Below are 10,564 nucleotides of genomic sequence, written 5' to 3'. Positions count from 1 at the left end.
GGAGGCGCTCGCCCTGGCCGAGCAGGAGCTTTCACGCATCGAGCGCCTGGCGGCTAGCGGTTCGGTCTCCACCTCGCGGCGCGACGAGCAGCGGCGCAGCACCCTGGGCCAGCGCCAGGCGGTCGCTTCCCTGGAGAACAGCCTGGCGCTGCTGCCCGCGCGGCGCGCTGTGCTCGAGGCCCAGCGTGAGCGCGCCGCGGTGCGCCTGGCCCAGGCCCGGGAGGACCTCGCAGATACCCGTTTCGTGGCGCCCTACGACCTGCGCCTGGCAGCGGTGGAGGTGGAGCGCCACCAGTTCGTCGGCACCGGGCAGCGGCTGTTCCAGGCCGAGAGCCTGGCCGCCGCCGAGGTGGAGGCGCACATTCCCATCGCCATGATGCGCCGCCTGCTGGGCGCGATCCTGCCCGATGAACCCTTCGGTCAGGGGCTGGACCTGGACGAGCGGCTGGACTTCTCGGCGGTGCAGGCCGAACTCTTCCTGGCTGGCGCCGAGGGCGTGGGCTGGTCGGGGGAGCTGGTGCGCGTGGCCAGCGGGCTGGACCCGACTACCCGCACGGTACGCGCGGTGGTGCGCGTCGATCATCCCTACCGCGATGCCCGCCCGCCGGATCGTCCGCCTCTACAGCGTGACATGTATGTGCGCACGCGGCTTTCTGCATCGAGCCCAGCGCCACGAATGGCGATACCGGCCAGTGCCGTGCATCGGGGAGAAGTGTGGCTGGTGGATGCCGAGGCGCGCCTCGAGCGGCGCGCGGTGACAGTGGCCTTTGAGCAGGGCAACCTGGCGGTGATAACGGCGGGCCTCTCCCCCGGTGAGTGGGTGGTGGTCGATGACTTTTCCGCAGCGATTGCCGGGATGGCCCTCGCCCCGCGCCGCGACGAGGCCCTGGAGGCGCGCATTGCCGATCAGGCGCAGGGTGAGCGGCCATGATCCGCTGGTTTGCCGCTCATCCTACCGCTGCCAATCTGCTACTGGTATTGCTGCTGGCCGCCGGGCTCTTCACCGCTCCGTCGCTCAAGCGCGAGACCTTTCCCGACTACCGCCCGGTGGAAGTGAGTGTCGAGGTGGTCTATCGCGGAGCCAGTGCCGCCGACGTGGAGGACGCCGTCTGCCGGCGTCTGCATGAGGCGGTGAAGGGGGTAGAGTTCCTCGACGAGTTCGTCTGCGTGGCCCAGGACAACCTGGCCAGCGCCACCGCCACCATGCAGGCCGGCGGCGACCCCCTGCGCTTTCTCAGCGAGATCGACACCGAGGTCGGTGCCGTCAGCGAGTTTCCGACCCGGGCCGATCCGCCGGTGGTGCGTGAGCGGCACCGCAGCGATCTGGTGGCGGCGGTAGCGGTGTCGGCCGACATGCCCGCCGGCCAGCTTGAAGAGTACGCCCTTCGCCTGGAGGAGCGCATCATGGCGCTGCCCGGCGTGGCGGACGTGGCCATCCACGGCATGTCCCAGCGCCAATGGCAGGTGGAGGTGCCCGGTGGGGTGCTCGGCCAGCATGGCCTCTCGGCCCGCGAACTGGCACGTCGGATCTCCGCCCAGAGCCTGGACCTGCCACTGGGCACCCTGGAGACGCCCGAGCGCGACATCCTGCTGCGCTTCACTGACCAGCGCCGTTCGCTGCGCGAGCTGAAGAACCTGGTGGTGGTGTCCGATCCGTTCGGCGGCGAGCTGACCCTGGGCGACATCGCCACCCTGACCGAGACCGGCGAGCGCGAGGAGGAGAAGCTTCGCTTCAACGGCGAGCCGGCCCTGGTGCTGGAGGTAAGCAAGAGCCTGCGCGACGACGCCCTGACGGTGAAGGAGCAGCTCGAGGGGCTGATCGACACGGAGCGCCGACGCTTCGACAATGGTGTCGCGCTGACCCTGACCCAGGACATGACCAGTATCGTTCGCGACCGTCTGCAGATGCTGGTGGCCAACGGCCTCATGGGCCTGGCGCTGGTGGCACTGATGATGAGCCTGTTCTTTCGCCCGCGTCTGGCGCTGTGGGCGGTGCTGGGACTACCTGCCGCCTTCATGGGCGCTTTCTTCGTCATGTCAGTGTCGGGGCTCTCCCTGAACATGATTACCCTGGTGGCCCTGCTCATGGCCATCGGCATCGTCATGGATGACGCCGTTGTCATCGTCGACAACATCGTCGCCCATGCGGACGGGGAGGCCACTCCACTGGAGGTGGTGGTGGCGGGTACTCGACAGGTGCTGCCCGGGGTGATGTCGTCGTTTCTGACCACCGTGGTGGTCTTCGCACCGCTGTCGTTCCTCGCGGGGGAAATGGGGGCGGTGCTGGAGGTGCTGCCGGTGGTGCTGATCGCCGCCCTGACGGCGAGTCTCGTCGAGGCGTTCTGGATCCTGCCCCATCATCTCAAGGGCAGCGTGAAGCATCTCCACCGGGGCCACGACTCTCGGCTGCGCATCGCTTTCGACCGCGGCTTCGAGCACTTCCGCGAGGGCGTGGGTCGGCTGGCCGACCGGGCGATCCGGTTCCGCCATGCGGTGCTCGGCGCGGTGCTTGCCGTGATGCTGGGGTCTGCCGGTTTCATGGCCGGCGGCCATGTCGGCAGCGAAGCCATGCCCGCCATCGATGGCGACGTGCTGGAGGCGCGCATCCTGATGCCCCAGGGCACCCCCCTCGAACGCACTGAAGCGGTAGCCGCGCAGGTCGAGGCGGCGATACGCGATCTCGACGCGCGTTACTCTCCCGAGCAACCGGAGGGCGCGGCGCTGGTCGAGGCAATCCAGGTGCGGTTCAATCACAACCTCAGTGCCGGCGAGGCGGGTCCCCATGTGGCCACGGTCAGCATCGACCTGCTGACTGCCGAGCAGCGCACCCTGACCCTGGATGCGCTGACCACCGAGTGGCGGGAGGCGATCGGCGAGATCGCGGGAGTGCAGCGCCTGATCATCCAGGAGCCGGGTTTCGGCCCCGCCGGCGTGCCGATAGCGGTGCGCCTGACCGGCGAGAACCTCGACGCCATGAAGGCGGCAGCAGGGGAGCTGTCCGAGCAGCTAGAGGGCTACTCGGCGGTCTACAACGTCATGGATGACCAGCGCCTGGGCAAGCCGCAGCGCGCCTACTCCCTGGCCTCGGGCGCCCATGGCCTTGGATTGAACGCCGAGGAGGTGGCCAGCCAGCTTCGCGCCGCCCTGCTCGGCCAGATTGCCGATACCCAACGCATTGGCGAGCAGGAGGTCGAGGTATTGGTGCGTCAGATCGAGACCGACCGCGATGGTCTCGACGACCTGGCAGACCAGACGCTCTTGCTTCCAGATGGCAGCCGAGTGCCGCTCTCCGTGGTGACCGAGGTGGTCGAGCGCCGCGAATGGGCGCGCATCACCCGCATCGACGGGCGGCGCACGGTCACCGTGGAGGCCAATGTCGATGCACGTCAGGCCAGTGGCCAGGCAATCGTCGACGACCTGGCGGGCAGCGGCTGGCTGACCGACTTTCGGGAGCGTCATCCCGAGGTGGCGGTTACCTTCGAGGGGCAGGTGGCCAGCTCCGCCGAGACAGGAGGCTCCATCGGCCGTGCCCTGCTGATCGGCCTGGTGGGTATCTTCGTGATCCTGTCGTTCCAGTTCCGCAGCTATGTGGAGCCGGTGATCGTCATGCTGGCGATCCCGATGACCTTCATCGGCGCCATCTGGGGGCATGTGATCATGGGCTACTACCTGTCAATGCCCTCGCTTATCGGCGCCGCCGGCCTCGCTGGTATCGCGGTCAACGACGCCATCCTGCTGGTTCAGTTCATCAAGGAGAACCGCGCAGCGGGAATGGCGGCCGCAAAGGCCGCCGGCCAGGCCAGCCGTGACCGCTTCCGCGCCATCCTGATCACCTCGTCCACCACCATTGCTGGCCTGCTGCCCTTGCTGCTGGAGACCAGCACCCAGGCAGACGCCATCAAGCCGCTCGTGGTGTCGGTAGTCTTCGGGCTGCTGACCATCACCGTGCTAGTGCTGCTGGTAATTCCGGTGCTCTACGTGCTGTTCGACGACTGGGGCTGGACCCGCGAGCCCCCCGCCGAAGCGTAGCGATGAGAGAGGGGGCCTGCCGACCCTGCCTTTTGCGAGGCTGGGGTCAGGCCGCGTCGAGGGGGCCACGTGATCGACAAGGCCACGTTGGAGATCGTCGAGATGCTGATCCCTGAGCCCGGCAAGACCGCCGCCCACGTGGAGCTCGACCGCTATGGCGATAAGCTGCTGCTGAACCTGTGGGAAGAGGATGGCGCGGTGATCGTCTATGACGGCGATACTCTGGAGGTAGAGCAGCGCATTCCCATGAGCAAGCCCTCCGGCAAGTACAACGTCTGGAACAAGACGCGCTACGAGGAGGGCACCAGCCATTGAGGGGTACGAGAGGGCTATCACAGTGACGCATAGCGAGAGACTTGTCGCCGGATCAGCCTCAAGCGATAGACTTATCGGAAAAAACTCTGGGAGTCATAAGAAGTATTCTTGATGCTTGTCATGGAAGGTGCGCGGTGAGTGGCGCACAATGGCCATAACCAAGCGTTTCAGTCGGGTATGGCGCCATGCAATCGACCTCCTCTTCCCTCCGCTCCTCCACGCCGTCGCGCCTTCCGGTGGTGCGACTGGCCTTCCGCCCCTTCTTCCTGCTGGCGGCGCTATTCAGCGTGTTCTCCATGGGGGTGTGGTTCGCCTTCTGGCACGGGGACATCCTGCTGCACCCCTTTGGTGGCCTGATGTTCTGGCACCAGCACGAGATGCTGTTCGGCTTCGCCGCCGCCGTGGTGGCGGGCTTTCTTCTCACTGCGGTGCAGAACTGGACCGGGTTGCCTAGCCTCAAGGGTGGCCCGCTGCTGGCCCTGGTGGGGGTCTGGCTGGCTGGACGGGTACTGATGGCCTTTCCTCTGGGCCTGCCGGCCTGGCTACCGGTGCTGGTCGACCTGGCGTTCCTGCCGGTAGTGGCAGGGGTCATGGCGCGACTGGTGATTGCCACGAAGCGCTGGCGCAACCTGGTCTTCCTGCCCGCCCTGGCGCTGTTGACCCTCGCCAATCTGGTCATGCACCTGGGGGTGTTGACCGGCGATGCCGAGCTGATTCGCCAGGCCGCCCATCTGGCAGTCCTGCTTTTCTCCCTGTTGATGGTGGTGGTGGGCGGCCGGGTGATCGCCATGTTCACCGCCAACCGCCTGGGGCTGACCCGCAAGCCACCGATCCCGGCTCTCGAATATTTGAGCCTGGGTAGCGTCATGGCGGTGGTGCTGGGCCAGCTGCTGGTGGTACTCGGCGTGGCGCTGCCCGGCGGCCTGCTGGCGGCCCTGATGGGCCTGGCCGCTCTGTCCAACGCCGTGCGGCTGTCGCGCTGGGGAGGACTCCACAGCTGGCGCGAACCGTTGCTGTGGGGACTGCATCTGAGCTACGCCTTCATCCCGCTGGGCCTGGTCATGTGGGCCATGGCGCTGCTTGACGGCAGCCGCGCCGACGCCGCACTGCACGCCCTGACCATCGGCGGCATGGGCACCATGATGCTGGCGATGATGTCGCGGGTCTCGCTGGGCCATACGGCGCGCCCCATCCGCACCCTGCCGGGCATCGGGGTGGCCCTGGGGCTGATGGTGGTCGCGGCCCTGCTGCGCTCGCCGGTGCTGGCGCTCTTTCCGCAGATCACCCACTGGACCTACAGCCTGGGCCTCATCTTCTGGTGTCTGGCCTACGTCATCTTCCTGTTCCACTATACGGGGCCGCTGCTCTCGGCCCGGGCCGACGGCAAGGACGGCTAGCCGGGCGCTTCGCGCCAGCGGCGAGCCGCAGGCATCGGGCGTCGGACTTTGACCGATACTCCTGCCGTAGCCCGACGCCCGTAGCCCGTAGCCCGTAGCCCGTAGCCCGTAGCGTAGCCCGACGCCCGTAGCCCGACGCCAGGAGGGAGACTTGCTGGAACACTACGCCCTGATCAAGCACCTGCACGTCACCGCCGCCACCCTGAGCATCCTCCTTTTCATGCTGAGGGCCTGGTGGTCGGTGCACGAGGTATCCCGGCTGCAGCATCGCTGGGTGAAGGTGGCGCCCCATGTCATCGATACCACCCTGCTGGTGCTGGGGGGGGTATTGATGGTGATGCTCTCGATGTGGCCTCACCAGCATCCCTGGCTGGCGGCCAAGCTGATCGCCCTGCTGGCCTATATCGGCCTGGGCACGGTGGCGATCAAGCGTGGCCGGACGCCGCGGGTGAGGGCCGTTGCTGCCCTGGCCGCGGTGGCCACCTTCGCGTACATGCTGGGTGCAGCGATTCGCCATGACCCGCTCTCCTGGCTGGCATGATGCAGGGGACGTGCGAGCTGGCCTACACTGACCCGACCACTCTTCCAAATAAGGACGATCTCATGTCGAAACAGGAACTTCCCGCCGGTGCCGGCCAGGTGGCCGAGCAGTTCCCCGAGATCTGGGACGCCTATGCCGAGCTGGGCCGCGCCTGTGCCGAGTCCGGCCCGCTGGATGCGCGCACGCGCCGTCTTGTCAAGCTGGCGCTGGCCGTAGGGGCGCGCTCCGAGGGCGCCGTGCACTCCCATGTGCGTCGCGGTCTGGAGGAGGGCGAATCCGCCCAGGCCCTCAAGCAGGTGGCCATGCTGGCCATTCCCACCCTGGGACTGCCCAGCGGTGTCGCGGCCCTGACCTGGATCGAGGACATCACCGAGTCCTGACCGTCGGCTGCCCTTGGGACAGCTCTGGGACAAGCGTTTAATCGCCGGTTGGCGACGGGGCTCTAGGGTCTGCTAGCTTCGAGTTTGCTGCATCAGCAATACCCGACATAACAGACCCTGGAGTCCTTTCATGCGGTACAACAACAAGACACTGCTGTCCCTCTCCGTCGCCGCCGTCTGCGTCGGCATGGTCTCGTCCGCTTCGGCGGCCACCCTGGATGATGTGAAGGAGCGGGGCGAGCTGCGCTGTGGCGTCAACGTGGGCCTCTCCGGTTTCTCCTCGCCCGATCAGGATGGCACCTGGCAGGGACTGGACGTGGAGACCTGCCGCGGCATCGCCGCCGCCATCTTCGATGATCCCGAGGCGGTCTCCTTCACGCCGCTGACCGCCAAGGAGCGCTTCACCGCCCTGCAGTCCGGCGAGATCGACGTGCTGTCGCGCAACACCACCTGGACCGCGACCCGCGACAATTCGCTGGGCCTGAACTTCACCGCCACCACCTTCTACGATGGCCAGGGCTTCATGGTGGCCAAGGACCTGGGTGTCGAGGGGCCAGAGCAGTTCGACGGCGCTTCGATCTGCATCCAGTCCGGGACTACCCATGAGCTCAATCTGGCCGACTACTTCCCCTCTCGTGGTATCGAGATCCAGACCGTCACCTTCGACACCCCCGACCAGACCGCCCAGGGCTTCGCCAGCGGCCGCTGTGACATCCTGACCTCGGACACCTCCCAGCTCAGCGCCCTGCGCCTGCAACTGCCGGAGCCGGACAGCGTCGAGATCCTCGAGACGCTGATCTCCAAGGAGCCCCTCGGGCCCGTAGTGCGTCAGGGTGATGACCAATGGCTGGACATCGTCCAGTGGTCGATCTTCGCCATGGTCAATGCCGAGGAACTCGGGGTGAACAGCGACAACGTCGACGACATGAAGTCCAACCCGCCCAATCCCCAGGTGGCACGCTTGCTGGGCGTGGATGGCGACTACGGCGAGCAGCTGGGGCTGGAAAACGACTGGGCTTACCAGCTGATCGGCCACGTGGGCAACTACGGCGAGGTGTTCGCCAGCACCGTGGGTGAGGACTCCCCCATGCAGATCAGCCGCGGCGTGAATGCGCTGTGGAACGAAGGCGGCATCCTCTACGCACCGCCCGTCCGCTGACCCTGCTTGTACGTTCAATGACCGGACACCACGCGTGGCGACATGCGTGGTGTCGTTTCGGGTACGTCTGCGAGGCTCGATATGCTGCGTTCTTCCTCTCGGGAGCGGGGGCCGCTATGGCGTGACCCCACCTTCCGCGCCCTGCTGGTGCAGGGCATCCTGCTGCTGGCGCTGGGGGCGTTCATCGTCATGGTGGTGTCGAACACCATGGCCAACCTCGACGCTCGAGGCATCACCACCGGCTTCGGCTTTCTCCAGGACCGGGCCGGCTTCTCCATTCCCCAGACCCTGATCGAGTATTCCGGCGACAGTACCTATGCCCGAACCTTCGTGGTGGGGCTGCTCAATACCCTGTTGGTCTCCGCCATGGGCATCGTGGCGGCGACCCTGATCGGTTTCGCCGTGGGCATCGCCCGGCTGTCGCCCAACTGGCTGCTGGCCCGATTGGCCAACGCCTATGTTGAGATCTTTCGCAACATCCCGCTGCTGGTGCAGATCCTGTTCTGGTACTTCGCCGTGCTGCAGGCGCTGCCCAGCCCACGCAACAGCCACTCGCTGCTCGATGTCGTCTTCCTCAACGTGCGTGGCGTGGTACTGCCTGACCCCCAGGCGCTGCCGGGATTCGCTGCCACACCCTTGGCGCTACTGGTCGCGGTGATCGCCACCTGGTGGCTGGTGCGCTTCGCCCGACGCCGTCAGGCACGCACCGGCCGGCCGCTGCCGGTCTTCAAGCTGGGAGCCCTGTTGCTGATCGGCCTGCCGCTCGCCACTTTCCTCGTCACCGGCATGCCGCTGGAGTGGTCCATCCCGGCGCTCAAGGGCTTCAACTTCCAGGGTGGCATAACGGTGCTTCCCGAGTTGATGGCCCTGTGGCTGGCGCTCTCCATCTACACCGCCTCCTTCATCGCCGAGATCGTGCGCTCGGGTATCCAGTCGGTGCCCCAGGGGCAGGTGGAAGCGGCAAAGGCGCTGAGCCTGCCCGGCGGCATCATCCTGCGCAAGGTGGTGATTCCTCAGGCGATGCGGGTGATCGTGCCGCAGCTGACCAGCCAGCACCTCAACCTGATCAAGAACTCTTCGCTGGCCACGGCCATCGGGTACCCGGATCTGGTGGCGGTGTTCTCCGGCACCGCGCTGAACCAGACCGGCCAGGCCATCGAAATCGTCGCCATGACCATGGGCGTCTATCTACTGATCAACCTGGTGGTGTCCGCGCTGATGAATCTCTACAACGCGCGCACGCTGCTCAAGGAGCGCTGAGATGGTGGATACCAAGATCGTGACCGAGATGGTCGCCGAGCGCCGGCCACCCGACCTGCGCCGCGGCCTGCTCGGCTGGCTGCGTGCCAATCTCTTCAATACGCCGCTCAACGGGGCGGTGACCCTGGTGACCGTGGCGGTGCTGGTCACAATGCTCTGGCCCGCCCTGCAGTGGGCGGTGTTCCAGGCCGACTGGATCGGTGATTCCCGCGAGGCATGCAGCGGCGAGGGGGCCTGCTGGGTCTTCATCAGCGCCCGCTTCGAGTCGATCGTCTACGGCTTCTATCCGGAAGCGCAGCGCTGGCGGGTGGATCTGGTCTTCGTCCTGCTGGCGATCCTGATCGCCTGGCTGGTCATCCCGCGCCTGCCCGCCAAGCGCTGGGTGGGGCTGTTCGCCCTGGTGGGCTTTCCGCTGCTGGCCTTCTTCCTTCTGGTGGGCGGCAGCTTTGGTCTCGAGCATGTGCCGACTCGCCGCTGGGGCGGGGTCATGCTGACCCTGACCATCGCCATCGTGGGGATCGTCGGCTCGCTGCCCATCGGCGTAGTGCTGGCGCTGGGGCGTCGTTCGCAGATGCCCCTGGTACGTGGCTTCTGCGTGGTGTTCATCGAGTTCTGGCGCGGCGTGCCACTGATCACCGTGCTCTTCATGGCCTCGGTCATGTTGCCGCTGTTCGTCCCCACTCAGGTGGAGTTCGACAAGCTGCTCCGGGCCCTGGTGGGCATCATGTTCTTCTGGAGCGCCTACATGGCCGAAGTGGTCCGTGGCGGCCTGCAGGCCATCCCCAGTGGCCAGGAAGAGGCGGCCAAGGCGATGGGCATGGGCTACTGGCAGCGCATGGGGCTGATCGTGCTGCCCCAGGCGCTGAAGCTGGTCATTCCCGGCATCGTCAACACCTTCATCGCACTGTTCAAGGACACGTCGCTGGTGCTGATCATCGGGCTCTTCGACCTGCTGGCGATCATCCGCGCGGGGCTGACCGACAGCGACTGGTTGGGTTTCGCCACCGAGGGCTATGTCTTCGCCGCCCTGGTGTTCTGGGTGTTCTGTTTCAGCATGTCGCGCTACAGCCAACACATCGAACGGCGCCTGCACACCGGCCACTAGAATAAACAATCACGAACGGGGTCTTCTCATGAACGAGGCAACTGCCGCCCAGACCGACTCGCCGATGATCGAAATCGCCGGGCTCAACAAGTGGTATGGCGACTTCCACGTGCTGCGCGACATCGACCTGACGGTGGCGCGGGGCGAGCGCATCGTCATCTGCGGGCCCTCGGGGTCCGGCAAGTCGACGCTGATCCGCTGCATCAACCACCTCGAGGAGCACCAGGAAGGGCGCATCGTGGTCAATGGCATGCCCATGACCCGGGACGTGAAGCGCATCGAACAGATTCGCCGCAACGTCGGCATGGTCTTCCAGCACTTCAACCTCTTTCCTCATCTGAGTGTGCTGGACAACTGCTGCATCTCCCAGACCTGGGT

Annotated in this window: 10 protein-coding genes; all 10 read left to right on the top strand. The window is 66.3% G+C overall.

Features of this window, described 5'->3' with window-relative positions:
* Positions 1-931 (top strand): efflux transporter periplasmic adaptor subunit (locus tag RI841_RS08565; protein ID WP_310705172.1); only part of this gene is annotated, 931 nt, incomplete at its 5' end.
* Positions 928-4,029 carry an efflux RND transporter permease subunit gene (locus tag RI841_RS08560; protein ID WP_310705171.1) on the top strand — a complete coding sequence of 1,034 codons (3,102 nt, stop codon included), beginning with the start codon at positions 928-930 and terminating at the stop codon, positions 4,027-4,029. The genes RI841_RS08565 and RI841_RS08560, both read left to right, overlap by 4 nt.
* Before the next feature lie 69 nt (positions 4,030-4,098).
* A complete protein-coding gene (locus RI841_RS08555; RefSeq protein ID WP_310705170.1) occupies positions 4,099-4,344 on the top strand; it encodes a cytochrome D1 domain-containing protein in 246 nt (81 codons plus the stop codon).
* A gap of 185 nt (positions 4,345-4,529) precedes the next feature.
* Positions 4,530-5,741, top strand: coding sequence for an NnrS family protein (locus RI841_RS08550; RefSeq protein ID WP_310705169.1), 1,212 nt, complete (start codon positions 4,530-4,532; stop codon positions 5,739-5,741).
* Positions 5,742-5,895: 154 nt separating this feature from the next.
* On the top strand, positions 5,896-6,282 hold the full coding sequence (locus RI841_RS08545; protein ID WP_310705174.1) for a SirB2 family protein: 387 nt from the start codon (positions 5,896-5,898) through the stop codon (positions 6,280-6,282).
* 62 nt (positions 6,283-6,344) lie between these two features.
* On the top strand, positions 6,345-6,662 hold the full coding sequence (locus RI841_RS08540; RefSeq protein WP_310705168.1) for a carboxymuconolactone decarboxylase family protein: 318 nt from the start codon (positions 6,345-6,347) through the stop codon (positions 6,660-6,662).
* Between the two features lie 130 nt (positions 6,663-6,792).
* Complete coding sequence (locus RI841_RS08535; protein WP_310705166.1) at positions 6,793-7,821, top strand: amino acid ABC transporter substrate-binding protein; 1,029 nt, start codon at positions 6,793-6,795, stop codon at positions 7,819-7,821.
* A gap of 81 nt (positions 7,822-7,902) precedes the next feature.
* On the top strand, positions 7,903-9,081 hold the full coding sequence (locus RI841_RS08530; protein WP_310705165.1) for an amino acid ABC transporter permease: 1,179 nt from the start codon (positions 7,903-7,905) through the stop codon (positions 9,079-9,081).
* Between the two features lies 1 nt (position 9,082).
* The gene (locus tag RI841_RS08525) at positions 9,083-10,186 is read left to right on the top strand and encodes an amino acid ABC transporter permease (RefSeq protein ID WP_405000928.1); all 1,104 of its coding nucleotides are present in this window, start codon (positions 9,083-9,085) and stop codon (positions 10,184-10,186) included.
* Positions 10,187-10,250: 64 nt separating this feature from the next.
* Positions 10,251-10,564, top strand: a 314-nt coding sequence (locus tag RI841_RS08520; protein WP_405000929.1) for an ATP-binding cassette domain-containing protein, incomplete at its 3' end; no start/stop codon positions are given.

Source organism: Halomonas sp. (assembly GCF_031581305.1).
GTDB lineage: Bacteria > Pseudomonadota > Gammaproteobacteria > Pseudomonadales > Halomonadaceae > Halomonas.
The sequence above is the reverse complement of the archived record's forward strand: the minus strand, read 5'-3'. Positions and strand labels throughout refer to the sequence as shown.

What these genes read in the sequence shown, in the direction of transcription:
- RI841_RS08540 (WP_310705168.1), top strand. Translation starts at nt 6,345, where the DNA reads ATGTCGAAACAGGAACTTCCCGCCGGTGCCGGCCAGGTGGCCGAGCAG.
- RI841_RS08560 (WP_310705171.1), top strand. Translation starts at nt 928, where the DNA reads ATGATCCGCTGGTTTGCCGCTCATCCTACCGCTGCCAATCTGCTACTG.
- RI841_RS08525 (WP_405000928.1), top strand. Translation starts at nt 9,083, where the DNA reads ATGGTGGATACCAAGATCGTGACCGAGATGGTCGCCGAGCGCCGGCCA.
- RI841_RS08530 (WP_310705165.1), top strand. Translation starts at nt 7,903, where the DNA reads ATGCTGCGTTCTTCCTCTCGGGAGCGGGGGCCGCTATGGCGTGACCCC.
- RI841_RS08550 (WP_310705169.1), top strand. Translation starts at nt 4,530, where the DNA reads ATGCAATCGACCTCCTCTTCCCTCCGCTCCTCCACGCCGTCGCGCCTT.
- RI841_RS08535 (WP_310705166.1), top strand. Translation starts at nt 6,793, where the DNA reads ATGCGGTACAACAACAAGACACTGCTGTCCCTCTCCGTCGCCGCCGTC.